This is a genomic window from Salmonella sp. SAL04162, from assembly GCF_046551535.1.
In the GTDB taxonomy this organism is placed as follows: domain Bacteria; phylum Pseudomonadota; class Gammaproteobacteria; order Enterobacterales; family Enterobacteriaceae; genus Salmonella; species Salmonella enterica.
Genome location: NZ_JBGDVX010000015.1, coordinates 79,709 through 101,281, shown reverse-complemented (window position 1 = coordinate 101,281; position 21,573 = coordinate 79,709). Strand labels below are relative to the sequence as shown.

The following is a 21,573-nucleotide window of genomic DNA, read 5'->3' as shown; positions in this document are numbered from 1 at the left end:
GGATTTATTTCAACCAGCGTCCACATATCGACCACATCGACAACAAAAAACCCCGAATCTGGGGTTTTTTCATATGGAGCCTTAAATGCAAGAGTTAGAAGGAGCACCACTACATCAATCAAAACTGGCCGGCGTCAGGCTTGCTTGTCCTCCTGAACTTTCAGCTTCAATAAAAGATTACTTCAAAAGTAACGGGTTTGACGTTAGTAACACTGTTTGCTTTTCCAACAATGCACCAGATAGACTTAATCTCATCTTTGAAGTGGCTACTCAGGCAAGGAAGTTAGCAGGGGTTATTATGGGATTACTGAACAGGAACGATGTTGAAATCGAGTTGAATCTTTGCACTCGCGGTGATGAGCCGAAAACAGCAAAGGTAAAATTGCGTAGCCTGAAAGATGTTGAGGCTTGCGAACGTCTGATCGACAAGCTGGCATCAGTGGTTGTGAAGCCCAAACAAGACGACCAGTAAACGCAGCAATAGCCCCATTCTCTGGGGCTTTTTTGTATCTGTAAAATGTTAATGAATTTGCGCTCCCCCACCTCTCATATTTAAGACGGCCATCGGAAAACCGTCACAACCATCACGCATCCTGAAATTACACATTAACCATATGATTATTATAAATAAATGTTGTGACGGTAAAACCATCACAAAACGTAACGCAAACCGTCACACCCAATAAATTCAGTGAGTTATAAAACAGATTTGTGATGATCTAAGACCGTCACACTGTGATGCTGTTGTGATGTTTTTGTGATGGTTTTAGTAATGCCTATTTATTATTTAATATCATATAGATAGATACTATTTTTAAATCTTGTGACGTTTGTGACGGTTTTCCGATGGTCCCCCTCAATTTTTGAAAAAATCAGAATTGGTCAGAAATCACCCTGATTTGTTGGTAGTTTTGTATATCTAACTGTTAGTGACTTGAGCACTGGAGCGTCTACGTTAGTGCAGGTATGGCAATGGTTCAGGCTGTGCAAAGTATTTCAGTTCCGCATTCCACTGCCATTCCGCGCCAGAGTACGCCAGTTAAGGCCTGGACACTTACACGCTCTTACGTGATCCCGCTGCGGTCGTTACGTAAAAAGTCACGTAATCGCTGTTAATCCCGCATGTAATCAGGCTCCGATATTTCTCCCCCATAGCCGGCAATCGCACAAAAACTGAAATCCTTGAAATCTGTTTCACACATTTCAGTTGGCGAACCACTGCCAAAGCCCCAGCGCTGGCGCGGTCTGGCGATGTGTTTTGTACGACCGGAAAAACTGAAATCATTCTCAACACGAAAACCGCAGGCGGGTGCGGTGTAGCGCCGTTTTCGTCTCTTCCTCCGTTATTTCGTCGCCAACAGACAGCCGCAGCGGCTTGCTGTGCCACTGAAACAAATGTGGTAATGGATGAACGGGGGCAGATATTAACGACGCTAAAAATGCGTCTGATACGGTCTGAAAGTGGGGATAAAAAAGCCAGCATTATGCGGGCTGAAAAGAGAGAATCAGGCGATGATGTTCTGGTACTTGCTCCGGGTCTGCCCGGCCTTCGCTGCTGTCTGATTAAATGCGCCCGCGTTCGTCGGCGTACCAACACTGGGGTGTGAATGGCTCGCACATTGCTGCGCCAGCTCTGCCAGTAAATCAATGGTGTCCAGCATCATGGTTAGCGTATTTACGCCCTCGCTACCGATATGCACGGTTGGCCCCATAATCTGCTGACCGCCCGCTGCCACGGATTTACGTAATGCGGCAATCTTTTCTGTCAGGGTTCCCCCCACATCAACATTCATGGCGCCGGCCACTTTCGTGGACAGCTGCCCGGCGATTTCGGTTTCTTCATTTCCTGTAATACTGGCCAGCCGGTTTCCTTTTACCGCCTGGCTGAAGTCGCCAGCACTGACCTGCTGTATGGCTCCGGCCATCAGCGTGGCGGTACCCAGTACTGTGATTTTATCCGTGGCTTTCACCGTGGTTTCACGGCTGACCAGTTCTCGTCGTTCCGTGTCGGCTTTCACCGTCCGCGCCATCGATGTTTCACTGATGGTCTGATCCGTCTGGCGTACCCAGTCTCCTGCCTGTGTCACGCGTTGCGAGACTTCCGCTCGCTGCTGTTGCAGCTGTTCGCCGGGCTTAATGTCCGGCAGACTGGTGCCATCCGGCAGCGTCTGCCTGATAAAGGGCTTGTCCGGTCTGCCGCCCGTAAACGCCACTTCTACCAGCGTTCCTTCCGGTGGAAACTGGAACATTCCCGAATCGTTACCGGCCATTGGCACCGGCAGCGGTACGGCGGAATATACCGGCGTCTGGTTGTCCGGGTTGCCGTCCGCGTCAAGCAGCTGCACGTCAACAGCGTACCGTGGCCGGAACGGGTCGGCAAAATTACCGCTTTTTACGGCCTCGCTGGGCGCCACCACCCTGGCCAGTTTGGGCAGGTGAAGACCTGAAGCCAGTTCCGGGTAATGGCTTTCTATCTGGCGCTGCGCCGGTGTTTTCTGCAATGGCTGACCTGTGGCGCGGTTCCGTGGTGTCCAGGTGATGGTCATTGTGTCATTCGTCAGATGAACTTTGGTCACGCGTTCCCCGTTCACGTCCACGCCCGGACGAAGACTCTGGATCACCGGCAATGTCATGGAATTACCGCCCGCCGTTCCCTGGCTGAACTCTGCCGGGATTTCTACCGGGCGTCCGGCAAACAGCGCCTTTTCTGCGCCGCCGACATACAGCGAACCATCCGGCAATGGATACCAGATGTAATCCGTGATACTGAATGCCCTGCCCAGGTTATTCAGCAGCTGGTATCCCGTCCCGTTATGGGTGAAATGGGGGATCGGTTTATCACTGTACGGCACATCCGGTACCGCAATGCTGATCCCGCTGTTTTCCTCCAGCCATCCGGCCACATCGCGCAGTGTGGGATGCTGAAATGAGCATGGCCACATCCGCTCAAACACGCCAGCCAGCTCGCGGACAAACAGACGCTGATAACCGTTTTCGGCAGGCTGTGAGCGCTCCACATAGCCGGTAAACCAGCGCAGAAGTAAACCGGAATACCCCACATCCAGCCGTACCAGTTTGCCGGTGTAGTCTGTGGTCGTCTGTGCCGTAATAAAGCCACGTCCGCAGCTGTTCAGCTCCAGCACCAGACTGGCGTCAGCCAGGTGTATTTCATCCGTTGAAAGGTAAAGGCGTTTTACTGGTTTCATCATTAACCTAAAGCATCATTGACGGGCTTCAGCACCCTGCGTTCAAACCACGTCAGTTTTTCTTCATCCTCTCCGGCACTCTGGCCACCGGATTGTCCCGTACTGCTGGCCGTCTGTTTTTTTGCCGTTGTTTTACCGGTTGCCCTGGCTTCCCGCTTCTCCTGTACGCTGACATGTTCCGCCAGGGTGAACGTGACCAGCCAGGCCATTTTCCCGTCCTGCGGCGGTGCATCCAGCATTCCGCTGAAGGTGGCCTCACGAAAATTCACCGCTCTGGCCACCTCATGCGCAACGCGGTATTTCATGCGTTTCCCGTCTGCATCGGTGGCGCTGGCCAGTTCAAAAATACGCTTCAGGATCTCCGGGTTTTTAAAGGGTATTTCGCCGCTGATACGCAGCTCTTTGCCCTTTGCCCCCTGCTCTGATTTGGTGGTCGCGCTGGTCTGACCGGACTGGTCTTTATCCTGAAACTGCTGGGAAACGGTCACGCGCATGTTTTTCAGCAGTATGGCCTCACCATTAAGCGCCAGTGTCGGGATCGACGTCATGAATCATGCCCCTTATTCCATCAAGATTTTTTCCGGCCAGCATGATTGCCGCAGTATAAACAGCTGAAGGCTGCGGAATGTCCTTTACCAGCGCCAGAAGGGTGGCGGCGGTGTCGCCACTGGCCGTAAATACCCATGCCCTGGCGCTTTTCCCCTGCAAATCAGCAAGGCCGCTGGCCACATCGTTAATCAGGCTGTCACGCAGTTGCGTAAATTCCTCCAGCTGTTGTTTCAGCCCGTCCAGGCTGAATCCGGCGCCAGCCGCTTTCTGCGCCTCACTGATAGCGGCAGCGGATAACGCTGCCCTGCTGGTCGGAACGGACAGCGGAATGGCAACCGGCAGTCCTGCCCCGGCTTTCGCGGGGATCTGCATTTTCTCAGTAGCCAGTGTCGCCGCAGACTCAGCCAGACGTCTAACCTGGGTGAATGCGGGCGCGGGGAAAACATCCACCAGGCTGTTAAGCCCCTTCATGAAGTTTTCATGGGTCTGTCCCGTTACCATCATGATCACCACATCGGTATTGCCTCCCGTTCCGGCCAGCCTTTCCGCCAGATAATGGATTGCATTGACCGGACTCAGGTATGCCCCGTTATCTGTCTGCTGCCCCAGACCGTGAATCCACGGATGCGCCGGAACGACAGAACAATCCAGCGCAGCCAGAGAATCCGTAAAAGCCAGACGCGCTTCACGCCACATCCGGTACCTCCGGCCAGTCAATATCTGGCGCACCAGTCAGATCCAGACGGCGCAATTTTGTACGCACTTCACGTAAATCGGAAAGTTCGACCAGCTCGGCATCAGTAATATCACTATCATCCTGCGCTTCCATAAGCTGATTGATTTTTGACGTGACCGACGCCATGCGCCGGTCGCGTTCTGCTGTCGCTAAAGCAACATAATCAACCTGAACAGGTGCGATAACGCCGTTGCTATAGGTAAAATTACCAGCCTGGAAACCATCAGGAATATCAGTATCAGCGAGTTCCACAACAGAGCAATTCAGCGGAAATAACTTTGTTGCATCTTTATCCGCAGCAATAATCAGACCTGTTTTGTCATACTGTATTTTCAGTGTGTCTGGCTGAAATAATTTCTGTAGCACATACCAGTCAACACCTGATTCATCGTGGATAAACTGAACGCTGCAGTTCTCTGATAACTCCTGCTGAACAGGGGTTAATTCCGTTGTTTTAGTGAAATTTTTAAAATGCCTCATTTTTATGCTCCCACCGTATACCACTGGCCATTCACTTTAAGCTGTAACAGGCGTCGTTGGACCCTGTCTGGTGTATCGTTCCAGTCTCCATTCTCAACACCTGTAATGACGTAACCTAACTGGTCTGCAAATCCGGGCGAACGATATAAGTTTCCATGCTCAACGGCACCGAATCGAATTGACTGAACATACCCACTTAGCATGTCAGTTGTAGCAAGGAATACACCAGAACCATCATCATGAAGCATAAATGGCTTTGTTTTGTCGTTCTGGTACACACCGACCATGGTGATGTATTGTCGTAACGGTCTGCCTGCAATATACGCACTCAACCAGCCAGGCCCGCTGCCTGTGCCCCATATATCGCCGTAAACATCGCCGTTTTTGTTGAATATCGCATTTCCGGCCTGCAAATTTTCAGCAGCTGCGATAACACCGAGTCGGGTGCTGATATATGCCCGGATAGCCAGGTCTTCTGAGTTCTGAAATCCGATACCATTCCATGACTTAATGTTCAGATTGTTACCATTAAAACCTGCACCATCAACGTCACCTTTAGCCATCCCACCAGTGCCATCCCCAACCGTAACCAGGGTATCGCCACGCATATTTGGAGCAGAAATCCCCCCCGTAAAGGCGCCCCCCTCCAGCATCGCCACATGACGCCATGAGGTAATACCTGCTCCTGTACCGTGACCAAACAATACGTTATTGCCACTGACTGCAAGAACATCCACAACAGTGGTCGGACTTACCACCTCGCTAAGGGTAATAATTTGCCAGAAACTTACCTGGTCTGGCGCATCAGGTGCCTGATGTGCGCGCATAAACTGACAGCCTGTAGCCGCCCTGGCACCAATTGATGTTCGGTCAATTGCGTCACTGACAAATGTTCCCGCGAGGAACCTGCCATCACCTTTGAAAAGCACATTTCCCAGTCCAATATTTTGAACAAACAGAGGTTTATCAGGAATATCCGATCCGTTCCTGTCTTTCGCTAGTCGTGCTGCGGCATTATCCATAGCAATCTTGACTGCTTTCGGCGTAGCGGCCTGTTCTTCACTGGTGCTGTCTGTCGCGCTGCTTAACTGAGTGAACCCCTTCGCGCTGGTAGTGGCGTCCGGATGATTACGGGATTGCTCATGTTTTCTCAGCGCATCGCTGGCCTGCTGCTCATTCAGTGTCCCTTTCGGGCGTAAATCCGTAATATTGCCGTTTTCATCAATACCCGCCACCGCAAACACATAATGCTGTACGCCGTTTTGCACATAATCCGCCAGGTTGTCAGCAACCGTAATACGGGACTGCACACCCCACACGCTGGTAAGCGTTCCTGTCCAGCATACATCCAGCCAGACTTTGACTGGCCTGGTTGTCACGGTAATATTCAGGTTTTCTGCAAGCGTTGTGCGCAGACCTGCCACATAGCCGGTACCTTTGGTCACATAAAACTGATTCCCGCTTTTCCCGACCAGATAGCCGTCCCCAAAAAACGCCGCCGCCCCGAAGATGTCGATATTTTCCAGGCGCTGGCGCTCGTCCATTCCGGCCATACGCGCGGTAAAGTCAATCTGCCAGGTCTCAGCAGGCGTATTAATTCCGGTTTCAGCCTGTGCGCCGTTATATTCCATCAGAAACGAGCGTGTAAGCACGTTCCCCTGTTGCCCTTCAGCTGTTTTAAGTTTTTGCTGTAATGGCGCATGAACAATCATTGCCAGCGTACCGCTGGCCTTATTAATCAGACCAATCCAGTTAAAGGAAAAATCCCCCACATCAGCCCCCAGTACGACGGAATGCACCACAGCGTTGTCATTCACCACGCCCTTACGGCTGACGGCCTGCCGGTGAACAATCTGTTCAGCCGGTGGCAGGGTTTCATTGCGGTCAACCGGCTGATCCGGGTCAAGTGCCGGCACATTAGCGAACACAAATTCATCCAGCAGAACAGGCTCCCCCGTGGTGCCCTGCTGCGCTTTCCACTGTTCAAATGCCAGTGTAATTGCTGTCTGTGACATATAATCCCCTTATAACCCTGCGCTGTATGTCGCGTTGTTGGTTTCCGTACCGCTCAGTGCTGCCGGATAAACCACATATTCCCCCTGATCCCATCCCGCCCGGATAGTCAGCCGTTCGGACGTGATCACTTCAAACTGGTAACGGCGGCATGTCCGCCCGTACTGCCGGATAATCTGGATCATCAGCTGCGTGTTAGTTGCAATCTGGCTGTCCGTGACGCGAACCTGAATCACATCCCAGTCAATTCCCGGCTGGCGCTCCATCAGTTCAACGTACCCGATCCCCAGCCGCTCAAAGATACTGATAAATCCCTCAACAGAACCGGCGTCACGCGCATTCACGAAGGCATACGCCACACGCCTGCGGAACAGTTCCAGCGGCTCCCCGTCAAAGCGGGAAATGTCCCGGTCATACGCCAGCAGGTTAAGTAACGCCGGTGTACAGGTCAGCGGATCAAACTGGTTCAGTGGCCACGTCACCCAGCCGTACACTTCCGCCCAGAACCGACGCGCCGTTTGCAGCAGTTTTCGCGGCTCGCCCCTGTCCATCCAGGAGGGAAGTACCATTCCGGCCAGTTTTTTCATGAACTCATTCATTCTCAATACTCACCACAAGCGATTTCAGGCGCGGCACATTCAGCTCACTGGCAATGTCATCCAGCGAAAAATTCAGCGATTCCGTTACCGGAAAATTTTTATGGATTTCGCGCCCCAGCTGCGAGAAGGAGAACCGTGAATACGGCCACGTCCTTCTGACGTCATAATCCGTATTTTCCCGGAAGGCGCACCGGATCAGGTTTTCAATACCGTCCTTCAGGCGCTTCTGTTCATCATCACTGATATTGTTCAGGTTCCTGACCCAGACAGTGACCGCCAGATCGTGCAGGGTTTCCGGCATGGCATAACACTGCATATCGTCCCCGTGGCCGTGATGCCCCTGCGTGTTGATATAGTCATTCACGGCATCCACAAACGGCGCAGAAGCCACGCCGCTGTCCAGCAATAAATAGGCGTTGGCCGTCCCCGGCCCCCTCGGTGCTTCGTGCTCAAAGAAAATCCGGTCAATGCTCAGTCCGGCAACACCGGCAATCATCGACCGGTACACCGCGTCCGTGTGGTAGTTGCCCACCAGGTTAAACTGGTTACGGCAACGCTCACGCAGTTCATCATCGCTTTCCTCATCCGCGCCCGGTACGGTCAGCCAGTTTTCTTCACTGGCCACATGGCTGATGCCGTCCACGGCCACCGGCAGAATGCGGTAATATCCCGGCGCAAGGTTATATGCGCCGCCCGTTCCCGTTGCCTTTACCGGCAGCAGTGCGCTGGCGGTACCGGAGGCAATCACCACATCTTCCGTGATGGCCAGTTCATACACCCTGCCGTTAATACGTTCTGTCTGTATCACCGTTCCGGCCTTCACCGTCACCACGGCGCTGGCGTCTTCCTTGTAAAAACGGATAACGCCCTGTGCAGCGCTGGCGGGCTTCGGCGTGATATTCACCGCCCATGCCAGCAGCCGTAACATGCTTCCACTGGCCGTGGCCACAAACATATTTGCCAGTACGGTGGAGATCAGAACCTCCTTCAGCCACATCACCGGCGCGGTTACAATGGCCGTGACCAGTCGCCAGAACGGAGACATACGGGAGGTATTCGTGATAATTCCCTCCTCCGTCGCAATGGTATTAAAGCGATCGCGAATCTCTTCTTCCGTCACCGGCATACCGCTGGCTTTCACCACCTCTTCAAAGTCAACCTGTGGCTTTTCCGTCATAAATCCACCTGTACCGATATTCCGCCGAAGTCATAAGTGCTGGCCGTGATCCACAACCGTGTCCGGCTTTCTTCACCGATTTCCACTGTTCCCGGAACGATACGTTCATCATCCTCAATCAGTAATTCCATACGGGTAAAAATATCTGCCCGCATGGTCGGGCTTCTCTCGGCAATTAATTCCGTCGCCAGACCGCTTTCAATAATGGAATGAATAATGTCCTGCCCGATACTTTTACGGTTATTACATAATTCAGGTTCATTACCGGTATTCAGGACAAAGTCATTTCCCTGAATTAATAAATCAACATACAGGATTTCATTCATACGCCCAGCTCCTGAAACTCCATTAACTGCCCCGGCGTTATCATTTCTTTTGGATAGATATTGACAGTATTAATTTTCCGGCTGTTATCCGTCACAGCCCTTGAGTTATTACTTATAGATTTATTAATACCACCTTTATCAATACCTTTTAATTCTCCACCAGTAGAAAGCGTATTTGTTGTCAGTGCCGGAGGTGACTCGTTAGCCAGCGAAATATTGACACCGGGTATTTTATTCAGCTTTTCTACAATCCAGTTCCATGATTTCAGGAAGCTACCTTTAACGGACTGCCAGATATTATCAAACATGGATACAATACCACCGGCCATCCCGCTTAATGCCTGTGAAGGTGAAAATCCCGTCAGCAGATTAATAAAGCCGTTCCAGCCGTCCTTAATCCATTGCCATGCCGTCGAGAACACACCGGCAAGCCATTCGACAACGCCAGCCACAGCGGTAAACGCTGCCGTATTCATCACCGCCGCCTGTACATCGTCCCAGTGTTTAATCAGCAGATAACACCCTGCTGCCAGCAGGCCAATCGCACCAATAACCAGCAGAACCGGCCAGCTCATCAGATTTATGCCAATTCCGGCCATAATTGCCGCCATACGAACCGCAAGAAGCGTACCACGCAGAAATTTAAGCGTCAGATTCCATGCCGCTACAGCTTTTGAGGCAATCCAGACGGTGGCGGTGTATATCTTCGTGACTGAAGTCAGTGTCTTCCAGAGAGCAATCGCGCCCAGCTTAATAAGTTTTGAGACGCCCAGAACGATGTTAGCTATTGCGCCGGCAGCAGCAAACCCCAACAACGCCATAGCCGCATAACCGATAACACGCGCAATGTTGGGAAACAACTGCATCCAGCGGGCAAAGGTCTGTCCCATATCAGCCAGGCGGTTCAGCACCGGATACAGGACGGGGATCAACGTCAGTCCAATGACGGTCTGAACAGACTTAAGGATCTGTACAAAGCGATCCCACGGTTTCACCAGTTTGCCGGCCATCTCCTGTGTACGCTTCAGCCCGTCAGATCCGCCCAGCTCGGTGATGTTACGTTGCAGTAAGGCCACATTGCCGTACAGGTGTTTCACCACCGCCGAACTGTCACCAAATGCCGCATCCAGCTCCGCCTGTGCTTTCAGGTTCCCTTCCAGACTTTTGCCATACTTGCCCTGTAACTTGATCAGCATTTCAGGCATGGACAGCATTTTGCCGGTGGCATCCGTAAAGGACAGCCCCAGCTTTTTACCGCCCTCAATGGCTCCGGTCATGAAGCCTTCGTAAGCGCTGCTGGCTTCCGTTCCCAGCGTGCGGTTAAGCTGCCCCAGTACGGCCAGCTGTTCATCCAGTCCGACGCCGTAGTTGGTACCAACGCCCCGCGCCCCTTCCATCAGGTCTTTGATAGTGCCCATTTCAGTACCGAAGACCTTGCGCATATACACCATTTTTCCGGCCAGCTGCTCAGCGAACTGAACCTTGCCCAGACGCTCCGCATCAGCGGAAAAGTTACCGAACATCTGCCCCATAAATTCCGCCGTTTCGGCAGATGTGGATCTCAGGGCAAATGCCAGGGTATTAGCAACTTTTGTCACTTTCGGCAGCTCATTACCGGCGAGGCCGGCAATGGAGGCATTAATATTTTCTGTGGACTTAACAAACTCCACCGCGCTGGCACCGTAGGTCATACTGAACCGCAGCGCATCACGCTGGACAGCCTTTAAAGCCTGATCATCAATCCCTTTTGCCGCAGCGTCATTCAGTGCGTCATACATCTCAATAGCCGGCGATAACGCCCCTTTGATGGCCATCCCTGTGCCGGCTAAAGCCAGCGCACCGCCCCCAATCTGCGTAAAGGCCGCTTTCGATTTTTCCGCAAAGCCTGTGACACTGCTCTGCACCTGCTTTAACGGGCGCGTCAGTTTATCAATCAGGCTTAATGTAAAATCTAACTGTTTCATCCTGAACCTTTAAATGCGGTGCTTATTCCGTTAGCAACCGCTATGCGCGTATTTTCCCAGTGGCGATTATCCAGCCAGATAGCGGCGGAAATATCATCCACGGAATCCTGACCGTGCGGTAAATAATGACGCCGTAAAATCAGATATTGTTCGAGTCCGTTCTGTTCAATTGACCGGACTCGCTTTGTCAGTTTTTTACTTCAATTTCCAGTTCTGGCGCATAAAGCTCATTGATTTTCCCTGCAAGTTGAAGCGCTGCCCCCGGACGCTTCAGAATATCTTCCAGCGCTTCTTTACACTCTGGTACAACAATACGCATAAGATAACTATGGGCTGGAGCCACTTTATTATCCATCGCCATTTCATTGATGAATTTATTATAAGCCGTCTGATTTGGTTCAAACGTAATTTCTTTCTTACATACAACCAGATTAATTTTTTCCATAAATAATATTCTCTCTTAAATTAATTTCATCAACCAGCGTGTTATGACGTGCAGCACACTGCCCGTATAACTCCAGATAAAGTGTCAGTAATTCCGCCGCATCTTTTCCCTGCGTGCCATTCAGGCGCGGCAGCTGCGTGGCACATTTAGTTTTCAGGTTTTCCTGATAACGTACGTTCGGTACTGGTGACGGCGTCGTTGTACATGCGGACAAAGTCATCAGACAGGCACACGTTAGTAAACACCGGTTTAACCACCTCCGTACGAATTTCACGCGGCGGCGCATTTTTCAAAGCCTCCAGTTGTTCTTCCAGTTTTCGCCCGGATTCACCGGCCACGCTCGCCAGCGTTTCCCCGGTAGCGCTGGCTGACCGGCTGATGGCCAGATCGATACTGTCACGCTGCCAGTTAGCCGCCTTCCAGCCTGCCCAGAAGGCCAGAACAACCGTCACAAGCCAGCCCGCCACCACACGCTCCATCAGCGAACCCCGTCATGTTCCAGACTGAAATGATTGCCGTCCGGCCTGGATTTGAAGCGCCCGCCCCAGCTGCCGCCCAGTGACTCCCAGTATTCGCCCAGCGGCAGGTAATCCTCTGTGCGGGTCTGGTACTGGCCGTTAATAAACAGGTTAAAATCCACCGCCAGACGCCGGGTATGCAGACTGTTGCTAATACCGCTACCCTTTTTAGCGTTCAGCGCCGCCTGTTCCGGCGTGCGGTAAGCCTCCCCGAACGTCAGCCGGTAGCCGTGTTCTTCTGCCCAGTGGATCAGATTTGCCACCATAATGGTAAACAACTGCTGTTTTTCACTCAGTGTCACTTTGTCACCCCCTTGCCCAAAATTCCGGCAAATCCACGTTTACGTAACCATGCTTCCACCACGTTTTGTCCCAGAATCCCCAGACCAGAACCAAATCCCAGCAATGCCAGCGGATGAATATTTGGTACAAAGTAAAGAGCAACGCCGGCAATAACAGATAACCCGGCCCCGACAATGACACGGCCGGCCACCAGACGAAGGGTAATCGGCTCGTCACTGTTAAGTAGTTTCCCCAGTGCAATCAGCCCCCCCATAACCACAAGGGCAATAAATCCCTTTTCATAGTCCTGCATCCCTGCTGCCCCTTATCCAACCAGGTTTTCCGTGGCCTCCGCTTCCAGATACGGAACGCCGTTGATGTTGACGAACTTCGGACTGGTCACGAAGTATTTAATTTTATGCGTGGACACGCTGCTGCCCTTCGGATCAACATCCAGTACACTATTGAGCTGGAGCTTATTACCGAAGGTTTCCACCTTCATTTCTTCGCTGCCGGCTTTGGCGTAAAAAAGGAAGTCCACAGGGGGAATGCCCCGCCATGAACCGGCTGAACGGGCTTTGGCCGTCAGTACCTGAAGCACTTTTGAACTGACTTCAATTTCACCCTCTGCGGCCACATCGCCGTCGACATAGCCGTCAGGTACACCGCGTGTCTGAGCTGCGGCGCTGTTGTCGGTGATATCCAGCGAAATCTTTTCAATATGGATCAGGTCGCCATCCACGTAGACGTCAAAGGACATCCCTGAAATACGTTTGGTCATGCGCTGGCCTCCAGACTCGCATCCAGTAACAGACTGATGGTGATTTGCAGTGGTACTTCATACGTACGCACCACAATGTAGATATCCACCGCCTTTTTGTTCTTCCAGACAATGGTCACGTCACCGTCCTGCGGTGGCTTCACTTCGCCCGGAAATGACACACCGTTAATGCTGGCCGCCGTGGACATTTCACGCAGCGGACGGGCAAACAGCGTCTGGTGTGCGGCAATGCTTCCCGGTGTACTGTTCAGGGAGCGATCGGCAATCTTACCGATAGCCAGCAGACGGACACGACGGGCGGCCTTGTCCACAATACGTAGCGTCTCAATGGACTGATAATCCCCCCCTTCCACATCCAGCGTACGTCCGTCAGCCCAGTAAAAACCGTCATAATCCGGATACCACATCGGCACGCTGTAGCGCTGCGCTTCCAGCGCTTTAAGGGTGGCCAGCTCCAGTGTTTTCCCGGTGCCATCTTCCGGTAGTTCATCGCTGCCCAGATTCAGTAACGGCCCGGTTTTCACCCTCGCCGGGCTGTCAGCCACCGTCACCGCCCGGTTACACAGGCGACCGGCCAGCACGCCCGGTTCATTCCCCCACAGACGCGGAACCAGCTGAACCGCTTTCTCTGCAATACCCTGCTGAAGGGTGGACAGACGTTTCAGATAATCCGCCTGGGCTTCATCCTCCTGCATTCCCTGAACCGCCAGGATGAACCACACCCAGCGCCCGTATTGCGCAATCAGTTCAGATCGCAGCGTTGCCGCCTGGTTAATCTGTTCTTTTGCCGCCACATCATCCGACAGCACCACGCCTTCCACCGAGCAGGAAACCTGTGCAGCTTTGACGGCATCCACCCACGCGCCCGGCTCACTGTCTGCGGCCAGTACATGAACAAATCCCCACCAGTTCTGGCCGGCGTTCGCCAGTGCAGCCAGTACATCACTTTTTAACGGACTGTTTCCCTCACCCAGTAGCGCGTTAAAGTCACTCTGTGCATTAACAGCCAGAGTTTTTCCCACATTTTTGGTACCCGTACCGATAAACAGCAACGTGCGTTCCACCTCTTTGGTTTCACCCAGTAACTGGTTTACCTGGTTAACGGTTACGATTGGCCAGGTCATGCTCTCCCCCTGATATCCTGCGCGTTAACATCCCAGCCGAACCCGATAGCCTGAAGCTGTCGTGCCAGCGCTCTGTTAAAATCATCCTGACCTATCCCCAGAAACGCCCTGGCAGGTAAATCAATCTGCCAGGATGTTTTGACCGGTTTGTCCTCCAGTATCCGGATAAGCAAACCTGCCTGTCTGGCGGTCATTTTTTCCTGTATTTCCTTATAACCGGGCTTACGCCAGCGCTTGCCGCGCCTGACTTTATACCCGGCCTTACGCAGACGTTTCGCCTGTCGCAGTGATGCAGGTTTATCCCCCTGCTCACGGCCTTCCACCTGCCTGCGGTTGACGGTTACGCTCATGCCATTCTGCTGGACATAACCCACCACGCCGGCAGGCAGATTTCCCTTCGCATTCCGGTAATGGCCACCAGCCAGATACAACCTGACGGAATCCGTTTCCGGCATTTCACGGATGCGGATAAGTTTCGGCATATTGCGCAACATCTTGCCTTTACGCCGGGTCTGTCTCCCCTGCCACTTATCCCCCTCCGGTGACTGCTGGTTGCGCACATTGCGCTTTGCTGCGGCTTCCACGCCGTATTTCGCCATGCGCCACAACAGCCGGCGACGTCTGGCAGGAGGCAAATCCAGCTTTTTCAGCGCCTCCTGTAGCTGGCGGAACTGTTCCTGGTTCAGTTCGCCATTTATCATCCATCCCCCTCATTGACGGGGATCACCGTCACCTCATCCGCCGTCCAGACTTCGGGGTTTGCCAGCTTCCAGCGCTGGCCATCAAACGGGATCTGACCTTTGGGATCGGGGATCAGATTCAGTTCCTCCACCATTGGCAGCGTCACCACCATAATGGCGGTTTCCTGGTCGATGGTTTCGATATCAAATTCAGGTAATTCGGCATCAATGCCGGTTTCCTCAAAGAGCGCCCGCTCATCCTGACAAAGCCACGACATAAATAACGCCATCAGAATTTTGGGATCGTACTCACGGTAGGGATAACGCTCCCACGTCAGCACGGCGTTATAACGAATGATGGCAATGCGATACTGCCCCAGCCCGGTGTCACGCTGTGCCGGGATGAATGCGATTTCATCCATCTGGCTGTCAAATCCCTGCATTGCCCGTCTGGGCATGTTCGCAATGAGAAAATCCGTTAATTCGGTAAGCTGGCTCATATCATGGCCACCGTGATGCGTTTCAGCCCTTTGATACGCCGTACCGCCAGCGTGGATTCCGCTATCAGACTGGAGCGGGTTTCATCGCTTTCCTGCCCAGGATGGCTTTCACGGCGCCCAACAGACGCAAATTCGCCCATCAGGTCAGCTTTGGCGCGGGCAAAAACAGCCTTGCGGTAACGGGCGCACAACAGATTTTCACCGTCAATCTCAACGCCCGGAACGTCCGCCGCGCTTGCATGGCCACTGAGGCGACAATCCGCCACTACCCTGACCAGATCATCATTGATTTCACCGGCTGCGGTCAGCAGCGCCTGACGGATGGTGGCTGCGTCGATATCGGCAGGAATAGCACGCTGGGACTGAAAATCCTTCACGCTCAGGTCTGGCCAGAAGCCATCATTAGTCAGAATGGCATCATCAAAATCAATTGCAGTTCCGCTGAACATCCTGTTCCTCCGGAAAAAAGCGGGCTGGCCGGTTTCCACGGGCGATACGCTGATGCGCTCCCCTCCACCGCGCCCGCTTTCGGGTCGGTAGCCTGTGATTACTTATCCAGCGCCCGCAGACGTGCAGCAATGCGCTGCAACATCGTGCCGACACCACATTTAGGGTCGAATCCCTTCGCCTGCTCCAGCAAATCCTTCGCCCGGAGCAATACATCCCTGTCTTCCGTTGCCGCTGCGCGTGGCTCTCCGTTCTCATCGCGTAGCAGGTGCAGACCGGCAAATTTCACATATTTGGCCTTGATGACCTCATACACATTCCAGTGCTGCATAACGTTTCCCAGCGTGCGGCTGAAATACGGCTCCACATCCTGCCCCTGTGCGGCTTCCGTCTCCGCCCAGGCCAGTACCGTATCGGCCACAAACACCGGGAACGCACTGCCGAACGCGGCCGGGGTTTCCTGCCCCCGTTCGATGGCCACATCCGCCCAGTCCAGCGCCTGATCGAACTGGCCGGTATCAAACAGCCAGATGACACACCAGGCAAAAACGGGATTCTGATGCATGCTGTCACTTTCCAGCCAGGTTTGTGCGGTCGGCATCCAGCGGGGCAACAGCACATCACGCTTGAACTCCATGCGCTCCGCACGGTTGCTAATCGCTGCGGCCGCTGCCACATCCTTTTCCAGTGCCGCAATCTGGACGTGCAGACTGGTTTCACTGTCGAGAGATTGTTGCTGACGCAGCAGCCGTTCTGCTGCAATACGCGCGCTGTGTCGCTGTGCCGGTGACAACTGCATTATTTCCCCCGTTATGCGCCTGCTGACGGTGCAGCCGTTGCCCCAATCGTTACCGCGCTTTCGTCAAATGCGGCATACAGTTCCGGATATTCCACGGCATAGCCTTCATTACGCAGGTATTTGTTTTCATACTGCTTGCGATCTTCCACAAACTCCGCTTTACGCTGACGCGTACCGCGCTGGGTGTAGATATGCAGGTTAGGCAGTGTGGTAACAATCATGCGCTTGCCTGGCATAAACGGAGGAACATAAGCCGTACGGCCGGCGATACTGTCAGACAGCAGCTGTGCCGCAATCTTTTCAGTGGGTTTATCAGCTTTCTGATACAGACGGAACGACTCCGCCGCCACCAGGTCAGCACCTACCAGAACCACCAGACGCGGATCATTACGGTACTGTGCCGGAATTTTGGCATTGATAAGATCGGATGCCATCGCATCCAGCGACACGTAATCACCTTTACCGTCACCGTCCAGCACAACCTTATCAGTGATGATCTGCTGGCCATCCTTCCACTCTTTAACGATTTGATGCCAGCCCTTGTTCACATCCTCGCCGTTCGGGTTGGTTTCCGCATTTGTGGTTTCTGCCACTTTGGTACCATTAAACCCGATACGCAGCATATCCAGCGCAAACGCCTGATTGGTGAACTCCTGGACACGCTGGAAAAACTCGTTTTCATCGCCGGCATTCGCCCAGACAGAAAGCAACTGCCAGGTCAGTGCGGCACACGAATCTGTTTCGACCAGCCTGTAATCATTGCCGCTGACGCCCACTTTTTTACGGAAACGGCCATCCAGCACACGCCCGGTATACAGGCCAGAACTGCCAACCGGAACCACCTGCCCCTGTAACTGATCCACATCAGCAACCGTCAACAGATTCAGGAAAGATGACTCCTCCAGTAGCGCATTACGCATCTGGGTTTCTTTCGGATCTGACAGCGCAAACCAGCGGTCGTCATCGGTCGCACCGTAGGATTCACGCAGACCATTGTGATACTGGCGCAGAAACTCACGGGCTTTCGCATTTAATTGCATATTCTTTTTCCTTAAAGAAAAGTTGTGTTATCCCTTACAGGAAATTGAAGCCTTTTTTGCCCTTGCTGAATTTTTTATCCGGCAACTGGGTAACTTTGCTGTTCAGCTTGCTGAAGTTTTTCACCAGTTCTGGCAGATTCCCTACCAGGCGCGCAAAATCTTCGGTATCCACCACTTCCTTAACGGTGTCCACATCTTCCTGGACATCAGATACCGCTTCTTCCGCCTCACCCAAACGGGTTTCAATGGCAGATACACGCTTATCAATCGCATCCAGCGCTTCAGCGAGCGCCTGTAAAGCATCAGGCTGTGATGTTTCCTGCTCCGCGGTCGCTTCTGGTTCTTCAATACTGAAAAAATGGCGCCAGCCTTTTTTCGCTTTAGACATTCCCTTTTCCTTTTTAAATTCCCTGACTTCATCAAACGCCAGCGGCTTATACGGGCCGATGCGTTTTCCTTTGGTGCGGCTGAAACGTAGCCGTGTGGTGCTCACTCCTGCCGGGCTGTCAGTGACTGCCAGCCCTTCCAGATAGGTTTTACCGGTGTTCCGGAAATTACCGTCCGGTGTGAATTCCGGCGACAAAAATAAAAGTTGCCCGTTGGCGTTCGCCTGAAGTAACGAAATACCAGGACATAAACGAGCATATAAACGCAAAATACCTTCATCATCACGTTCAGCTTTTAATTCCAGCACCTCCCCCATATTCCCGAAATTACGGGAATGCTCCGGCCATAACAGCGCCGTATACAAAGAGGGGTCGTATAATTCAGCGGCATCCAGTAGCCATTGCTCTTCAATAGCCCGCTTATCCACCGTTTCACCCGCAGTAGCGATACAAATCCAGTTTGTTGCCAGTTGTGAAGCTGACATATTGCCTCCCTTCCTGCTGCGGTTTTCAGTATCGCCAATAAAATTAGCCTCCGCATTCACTTCATTCCGGAATAATTCGGTTATGTCGCTTATCCGTATATCCACGAAATTATTTTCAAAAAAGAAAACCAAATTGCTGAATAATTCATACATACCACTGTTTCCGGATTTAACCGAAAAGACAGTACTGACATAAAGGCAAGGAAGCCAATGGCGAAATACAGTGAAGAATTAAAAGGCGTTGCACGGGCACTCTATTTAAAACGATATACTCCGCAGGAAATTGCCGATGAACTTAATCTGCCTAACAGACGTATCGTCTATTACTGGGCGGAGAAATATTGCTGGGCGGAATTACTCAGTCATGAATCAACAGAAGACGCATTAAACCGCCGTATTCAGTCACTGACATTACGTGAAGGGAAATCGGAACTGGAGCTGCGGGAGCTGGACAGCCTCGTGTCTCACCTGGTGAAACTCCGTGCACAGCATAATAAGCATCAGGAAAAGCTGGCAGAAATTAAACACAGTGAAAGTGATGCGCCGGCGTCCCGCCAGTCCTGTGGCGACGAAAAGCCCCGGAAACGCGGCAAATACAAAAAGAACGATATCAGCCATTTAACCCAGGAGGATTTTGACCGTTTCGCGCTGGAGCACCTTTTCGGCTACCAGAAACACCTTCGCGACAATCTTCATCAGCAAATCAGGAACATCCTGAAAAGCCGCCAGATTGGCGCAACCTGGTATTTCTCAATAGAAGCGTTTGAGAATGCGGTTATGACAGGTGATCCACAAATCTTCCTGTCCGCCTCAAAAGCCCAGGCTGAAGTATTCCGCAGCTATATCGTCAACATTGCGGAGCAGTATTTCGGCGTGGAGCTGACCGGCAATACCATCCGTTTGTCCAACGGCGCGGAGCTGCGCTTCCTGTCAACCAACAAGAACACCGCCCAGTCATACAGTGGCCATCTGTACTGTGATGAATATTTCTGGGTACCCAACTTTGCAAAATTAAACGAAGTGGCCAGCGCAATGGCCACACACGACAAATGGCGCACCACTTACTTTTCCACACCCAGCAGCAAAACACACCAGGCGTACCCGTTCTGGACAGGCGAAGAGTGGAAGCGCGGCGACAAAAAACGCGCACGCGTGGCGTTCCCAACAGAGAAGGAGCTGCGTGACGGCGGACGGTTATGTCCTGATGGCCAGTGGCGCTACATCATCACGCTGGAAGACGCGATCGCAGGCGGGTTTAACCTGGCCAGCATCGATAAGCTGCGCAACCGCTACAACCGCGACACCTTCAACATGCTGTACATGTGCGTGTTCGTGGACAGCAAGGACAGCGTATTTTCGTTCTCCCACGTCGAACGTTGCTGTGTTGATCCGGATATCTGGGAGGATCATGACGAAAACCTGCCACGACCATTCGGCAATCGTGAAGTGTGGGCAGGCTATGACCCTGCACGCAGCGGGGACACATCCACCTTCGTGATTATCGCGCCGCCGATCGTGGCTGGCGAAAAATTTCGCGTGCTGCGCGTATTCCACTGGCAGGGAATGAACTGGAAATGGCAGGCGGCACAAATTAAGAAGCTGTTTGGTCAGTACAACATGACCTACATCGGCATTGATATTACCGGTCTGGGGAGTGGTGTCTTTGAGGATGTGCAGCATTTTGCCATGCGTCAGGCGGTGGCTATCCGCTACGGCGTGGAAACGAAAAACCGCCTGGTGATGAAGATGATTGACGTTATCGAAGACAACCGCGTGGAATGGGATAAGGAGAAGACGGAAATCGCCGCCAGCTTTATGACCATCCGCAGAACATCCACGGCCAGCGGTAACGCCATGACGTTTGTTGCCGACCGTACAGCTGAAACCGGCCACGCTGACAGCTTCTGGGCTATCGCCCATGCCATTGACAACGAACCATTAAACTTTGAAAACCAGCGAAAATCACGCTGGGGCAACTTAGGGAAAGCAGCATGAAAAAACGGAAATACAGGGAACGCCGCACCGTTACCAGACAGCGCCATATGAGCCTTATCACGCTGGGTAAGCCAGAACCCATTCTGACAACCGGCACGAACTATACAGACGTCTGGTATGACAATGAGGCGGAACACTGGACGCTCCCGATTGACCGGCTGGCGCTGGCGCAACTGGTAAACCTGAACGCGCAGCACGGTGGCGTGCTGTATGCCCGCCGCAATATGGTGACAGCAAATTATGATGGCGGTGGCCTGACGCATGAGCAACTGGGCGCGGCCGTGTTTGACTGGCTGACGTTCGGTGATGTGGCCATTCTCAAGGTACGTAACGGCTGGGGGGATGTAATCGCACTTTACCCGCTGCCGGCACTCTATACCCGCCAGCGTAAGACCGGGGAATTTGTTGTACTACAGCAGGGTGAACCGGTAATTTATCCGCCTGAAGATATTATTTTTCTCAGGCAGTACGACCCGCAACAGGCCATTTATGGTCTTCCGGATTACATCAGCGGCATCCACTCCGCCATGCTCAACGGTGAAGCCACGATTTTTCGCCGGCGTTACTACCACAACGGTGGTCACACGGGCGGCATGATTTATTGCAACGACCCGAATATGACCGACGAAGTGGAAGAAGAAATCATTCAGAAGCTGGAGCAGTCGAAGGGGATCGGGAACTTCAGCACCATGTTTGTGAACATCCCCAAAGGCGATCCGGATGGCATCAAATTTATCCCGATTGGCGATATCAGCGCCAAAGATGAGTTTCAGAACATCAAAAGCATCAGCGCCCAGGACGTGCTGACCGCGCATCGTTTTCCGGCTGGTCTGGCAGGGATTATCCCCACCAACGGAGCTATAATGGGTGATATTGAGAAAGCGGCTAAAACATACCGTAAAGCGGAGATTTTACCCATTCAGCGTATGTTCAGCGCCTCAGTGGCGCAGGAAAGTGATGTACCGCCCCACCTGTACCTTAATTTCCTGAAAGACAGTGAGCTGGAAGGTGATTAATGTCCAGAAAAAGGCTAAAATATCA

25 protein-coding genes and 2 pseudogenes are annotated in these 21,573 nt (G+C 52.6%); 3 read left to right on the top strand and 24 right to left on the bottom strand.

The features are described from left to right. Positions 1-85 precede the first annotated feature (85 nt). Positions 86-472 (top strand): hypothetical protein, encoded by a 387-nt coding sequence (locus ACLJRH_RS23035; RefSeq protein WP_001748131.1) that lies wholly within the window; start codon positions 86-88, stop codon positions 470-472. A gap of 1,033 nt (positions 473-1,505) precedes the next feature. Here ACLJRH_RS23035 and ACLJRH_RS23030 read toward each other — a convergent pair. From ACLJRH_RS23030 to ACLJRH_RS22915, 24 genes and pseudogenes are all read right to left on the bottom strand, one after another. Then, positions 1,506-3,209: a hypothetical protein gene (locus ACLJRH_RS23030; protein ID WP_089541748.1), complete on the bottom strand. Its 1,704-nt coding sequence runs from the start codon at positions 3,207-3,209 to the stop codon at positions 1,506-1,508. Further along, positions 3,209-3,754 carry a hypothetical protein gene (locus ACLJRH_RS23025; RefSeq protein WP_000200789.1) on the bottom strand — a complete coding sequence of 182 codons (546 nt, stop codon included), beginning with the start codon at positions 3,752-3,754 and terminating at the stop codon, positions 3,209-3,211. The genes ACLJRH_RS23030 and ACLJRH_RS23025 overlap by 1 nt, the downstream gene beginning before the upstream one ends. Then, positions 3,726-4,451, bottom strand: coding sequence for a hypothetical protein (locus tag ACLJRH_RS23020; protein WP_054175280.1), 726 nt, complete (start codon positions 4,449-4,451; stop codon positions 3,726-3,728). Before ACLJRH_RS23020 ends, ACLJRH_RS23025 begins: the two co-directional genes overlap by 29 nt. Beyond that, positions 4,441-4,971 carry a tail fiber assembly protein gene (locus ACLJRH_RS23015; RefSeq protein ID WP_051129144.1) on the bottom strand — a complete coding sequence of 177 codons (531 nt, stop codon included), beginning with the start codon at positions 4,969-4,971 and terminating at the stop codon, positions 4,441-4,443. Before ACLJRH_RS23015 ends, ACLJRH_RS23020 begins: the two co-directional genes overlap by 11 nt. Positions 4,972-4,973: 2 nt before the next feature. Then, a pseudogene (locus tag ACLJRH_RS23010) lies at positions 4,974-5,975 on the bottom strand (phage tail protein); the annotation flags it as partial. A 45-nt stretch (positions 5,976-6,020) separates the two neighbouring features. Next, positions 6,021-6,986, bottom strand: a pseudogene (locus tag ACLJRH_RS23005) (phage tail protein); the annotation flags it as partial. 9 nt (positions 6,987-6,995) lie between these two features. Then, complete coding sequence (locus ACLJRH_RS23000; RefSeq protein ID WP_079831264.1) at positions 6,996-7,583, bottom strand: phage tail protein; 588 nt, start codon at positions 7,581-7,583, stop codon at positions 6,996-6,998. After that, positions 7,576-8,760 carry a baseplate J/gp47 family protein gene (locus ACLJRH_RS22995; RefSeq protein ID WP_054175278.1) on the bottom strand — a complete coding sequence of 395 codons (1,185 nt, stop codon included), beginning with the start codon at positions 8,758-8,760 and terminating at the stop codon, positions 7,576-7,578. Before ACLJRH_RS22995 ends, ACLJRH_RS23000 begins: the two co-directional genes overlap by 8 nt. After that, positions 8,757-9,086 carry a DUF2590 family protein gene (locus tag ACLJRH_RS22990; protein WP_001002797.1) on the bottom strand — a complete coding sequence of 110 codons (330 nt, stop codon included), beginning with the start codon at positions 9,084-9,086 and terminating at the stop codon, positions 8,757-8,759. The genes ACLJRH_RS22995 and ACLJRH_RS22990 overlap by 4 nt, the downstream gene beginning before the upstream one ends. Continuing rightward, positions 9,083-11,050 (bottom strand): phage tail tape measure protein, encoded by a 1,968-nt coding sequence (locus tag ACLJRH_RS22985; RefSeq protein WP_000811098.1) that lies wholly within the window; start codon positions 11,048-11,050, stop codon positions 9,083-9,085. The genes ACLJRH_RS22990 and ACLJRH_RS22985 overlap by 4 nt, the downstream gene beginning before the upstream one ends. Continuing rightward, positions 11,047-11,190 (bottom strand): DUF6890 family protein, encoded by a 144-nt coding sequence (locus ACLJRH_RS22980; protein ID WP_371061717.1) that lies wholly within the window; start codon positions 11,188-11,190, stop codon positions 11,047-11,049. The genes ACLJRH_RS22985 and ACLJRH_RS22980 overlap by 4 nt, the downstream gene beginning before the upstream one ends. A 47-nt stretch (positions 11,191-11,237) precedes the next feature. Continuing rightward, positions 11,238-11,495: a putative phage tail assembly chaperone gene (locus tag ACLJRH_RS22975; protein WP_000411500.1), complete on the bottom strand. Its 258-nt coding sequence runs from the start codon at positions 11,493-11,495 to the stop codon at positions 11,238-11,240. Beyond that, the gene (locus tag ACLJRH_RS22970) at positions 11,482-11,715 is read right to left on the bottom strand and encodes a hypothetical protein (protein WP_001747519.1); all 234 of its coding nucleotides are present in this window, start codon (positions 11,713-11,715) and stop codon (positions 11,482-11,484) included. Before ACLJRH_RS22970 ends, ACLJRH_RS22975 begins: the two co-directional genes overlap by 14 nt. Continuing rightward, positions 11,642-11,974 carry a hypothetical protein gene (locus tag ACLJRH_RS22965; RefSeq protein ID WP_054175277.1) on the bottom strand — a complete coding sequence of 111 codons (333 nt, stop codon included), beginning with the start codon at positions 11,972-11,974 and terminating at the stop codon, positions 11,642-11,644. The genes ACLJRH_RS22970 and ACLJRH_RS22965 overlap by 74 nt, the downstream gene beginning before the upstream one ends. Further along, complete coding sequence (locus ACLJRH_RS22960) at positions 11,974-12,315, bottom strand: M15 family metallopeptidase (protein ID WP_054175276.1); 342 nt, start codon at positions 12,313-12,315, stop codon at positions 11,974-11,976. Before ACLJRH_RS22960 ends, ACLJRH_RS22965 begins: the two co-directional genes overlap by 1 nt. Continuing rightward, positions 12,312-12,608, bottom strand: coding sequence for a phage holin family protein (locus ACLJRH_RS22955; RefSeq protein ID WP_001154426.1), 297 nt, complete (start codon positions 12,606-12,608; stop codon positions 12,312-12,314). The genes ACLJRH_RS22960 and ACLJRH_RS22955 overlap by 4 nt, the downstream gene beginning before the upstream one ends. Positions 12,609-12,620: 12 nt before the next feature. Next, entirely contained in the window at positions 12,621-13,076 is a 456-nt protein-coding gene (locus tag ACLJRH_RS22950) for a phage protein (RefSeq protein ID WP_054175275.1), read from the bottom strand. Then, complete coding sequence (locus ACLJRH_RS22945) at positions 13,073-14,200, bottom strand: DUF2586 domain-containing protein (RefSeq protein WP_001748058.1); 1,128 nt, start codon at positions 14,198-14,200, stop codon at positions 13,073-13,075. The genes ACLJRH_RS22950 and ACLJRH_RS22945 overlap by 4 nt, the downstream gene beginning before the upstream one ends. After that, on the bottom strand, positions 14,197-14,901 hold the full coding sequence (locus ACLJRH_RS22940) for a hypothetical protein (RefSeq protein ID WP_001534848.1): 705 nt from the start codon (positions 14,899-14,901) through the stop codon (positions 14,197-14,199). The genes ACLJRH_RS22945 and ACLJRH_RS22940 overlap by 4 nt, the downstream gene beginning before the upstream one ends. After that, positions 14,898-15,380: a phage tail protein gene (locus tag ACLJRH_RS22935; RefSeq protein ID WP_000080871.1), complete on the bottom strand. Its 483-nt coding sequence runs from the start codon at positions 15,378-15,380 to the stop codon at positions 14,898-14,900. The genes ACLJRH_RS22940 and ACLJRH_RS22935 overlap by 4 nt, the downstream gene beginning before the upstream one ends. Beyond that, a complete protein-coding gene (locus tag ACLJRH_RS22930; RefSeq protein WP_000491223.1) occupies positions 15,377-15,829 on the bottom strand; it encodes a head completion/stabilization protein in 453 nt (150 codons plus the stop codon). The genes ACLJRH_RS22935 and ACLJRH_RS22930 overlap by 4 nt, the downstream gene beginning before the upstream one ends. 98 nt (positions 15,830-15,927) lie before the next feature. Continuing rightward, positions 15,928-16,626, bottom strand: coding sequence for a phage terminase small subunit (gpM, locus tag ACLJRH_RS22925; RefSeq protein ID WP_001177276.1), 699 nt, complete (start codon positions 16,624-16,626; stop codon positions 15,928-15,930). 11 nt (positions 16,627-16,637) lie between these two features. Next, a complete protein-coding gene (locus ACLJRH_RS22920; protein WP_001176503.1) occupies positions 16,638-17,666 on the bottom strand; it encodes a phage major capsid protein, P2 family in 1,029 nt (342 codons plus the stop codon). 34 nt (positions 17,667-17,700) lie between these two features. After that, positions 17,701-18,537: a capsid scaffolding protein gene (locus ACLJRH_RS22915; RefSeq protein ID WP_023375469.1), complete on the bottom strand. Its 837-nt coding sequence runs from the start codon at positions 18,535-18,537 to the stop codon at positions 17,701-17,703. 210 nt (positions 18,538-18,747) lie between these two features. On the opposite strand from ACLJRH_RS22915, the gene ACLJRH_RS22910 reads away from it, so the two are divergent. Further along, entirely contained in the window at positions 18,748-20,532 is a 1,785-nt protein-coding gene (locus ACLJRH_RS22910; RefSeq protein ID WP_054175274.1) for a terminase large subunit domain-containing protein, read from the top strand. Continuing rightward, the gene (locus ACLJRH_RS22905) at positions 20,529-21,548 is read left to right on the top strand and encodes a phage portal protein (protein ID WP_054175273.1); all 1,020 of its coding nucleotides are present in this window, start codon (positions 20,529-20,531) and stop codon (positions 21,546-21,548) included. Before ACLJRH_RS22910 ends, ACLJRH_RS22905 begins: the two co-directional genes overlap by 4 nt. Positions 21,549-21,573 lie beyond the last annotated feature (25 nt).

Excerpts from the sequence above, each read along its gene's own strand:
- ACLJRH_RS22940 (WP_001534848.1), bottom strand. The coding sequence starts at position 14,901 with ATGATAAATGGCGAACTGAACCAGGAACAGTTCCGCCAGCTACAGGAG.
- ACLJRH_RS22920 (WP_001176503.1), bottom strand. The coding sequence starts at position 17,666 with ATGCAATTAAATGCGAAAGCCCGTGAGTTTCTGCGCCAGTATCACAAT.
- ACLJRH_RS22935 (WP_000080871.1), bottom strand. The coding sequence starts at position 15,380 with ATGAGCCAGCTTACCGAATTAACGGATTTTCTCATTGCGAACATGCCC.
- ACLJRH_RS22985 (WP_000811098.1), bottom strand. The coding sequence starts at position 11,050 with ATGAAACAGTTAGATTTTACATTAAGCCTGATTGATAAACTGACGCGC.
- ACLJRH_RS23000 (WP_079831264.1), bottom strand. The coding sequence starts at position 7,583 with ATGAATGAGTTCATGAAAAAACTGGCCGGAATGGTACTTCCCTCCTGG.
- ACLJRH_RS23025 (WP_000200789.1), bottom strand. The coding sequence starts at position 3,754 with ATGACGTCGATCCCGACACTGGCGCTTAATGGTGAGGCCATACTGCTG.
- ACLJRH_RS22945 (WP_001748058.1), bottom strand. The coding sequence starts at position 14,200 with ATGACCTGGCCAATCGTAACCGTTAACCAGGTAAACCAGTTACTGGGT.
- ACLJRH_RS22975 (WP_000411500.1), bottom strand. The coding sequence starts at position 11,495 with ATGGAAAAAATTAATCTGGTTGTATGTAAGAAAGAAATTACGTTTGAA.
- ACLJRH_RS23015 (WP_051129144.1), bottom strand. The coding sequence starts at position 4,971 with ATGAGGCATTTTAAAAATTTCACTAAAACAACGGAATTAACCCCTGTT.
- ACLJRH_RS22970 (WP_001747519.1), bottom strand. The coding sequence starts at position 11,715 with ATGACTTTGTCCGCATGTACAACGACGCCGTCACCAGTACCGAACGTA.
- ACLJRH_RS22965 (WP_054175277.1), bottom strand. The coding sequence starts at position 11,974 with ATGGAGCGTGTGGTGGCGGGCTGGCTTGTGACGGTTGTTCTGGCCTTC.
- ACLJRH_RS23035 (WP_001748131.1), top strand. The coding sequence starts at position 86 with ATGCAAGAGTTAGAAGGAGCACCACTACATCAATCAAAACTGGCCGGC.
- ACLJRH_RS22930 (WP_000491223.1), bottom strand. The coding sequence starts at position 15,829 with ATGTTCAGCGGAACTGCAATTGATTTTGATGATGCCATTCTGACTAAT.
- ACLJRH_RS22950 (WP_054175275.1), bottom strand. The coding sequence starts at position 13,076 with ATGACCAAACGTATTTCAGGGATGTCCTTTGACGTCTACGTGGATGGC.
- ACLJRH_RS22915 (WP_023375469.1), bottom strand. The coding sequence starts at position 18,537 with ATGTCAGCTTCACAACTGGCAACAAACTGGATTTGTATCGCTACTGCG.
- ACLJRH_RS22990 (WP_001002797.1), bottom strand. The coding sequence starts at position 9,086 with ATGAATGAAATCCTGTATGTTGATTTATTAATTCAGGGAAATGACTTT.
- ACLJRH_RS22995 (WP_054175278.1), bottom strand. The coding sequence starts at position 8,760 with ATGACGGAAAAGCCACAGGTTGACTTTGAAGAGGTGGTGAAAGCCAGC.
- ACLJRH_RS22955 (WP_001154426.1), bottom strand. The coding sequence starts at position 12,608 with ATGCAGGACTATGAAAAGGGATTTATTGCCCTTGTGGTTATGGGGGGG.
- ACLJRH_RS22905 (WP_054175273.1), top strand. The coding sequence starts at position 20,529 with ATGAAAAAACGGAAATACAGGGAACGCCGCACCGTTACCAGACAGCGC.
- gpM (WP_001177276.1), bottom strand. The coding sequence starts at position 16,626 with ATGCAGTTGTCACCGGCACAGCGACACAGCGCGCGTATTGCAGCAGAA.
- ACLJRH_RS23030 (WP_089541748.1), bottom strand. The coding sequence starts at position 3,209 with ATGATGAAACCAGTAAAACGCCTTTACCTTTCAACGGATGAAATACAC.
- ACLJRH_RS22910 (WP_054175274.1), top strand. The coding sequence starts at position 18,748 with ATGGCGAAATACAGTGAAGAATTAAAAGGCGTTGCACGGGCACTCTAT.
- ACLJRH_RS23020 (WP_054175280.1), bottom strand. The coding sequence starts at position 4,451 with ATGTGGCGTGAAGCGCGTCTGGCTTTTACGGATTCTCTGGCTGCGCTG.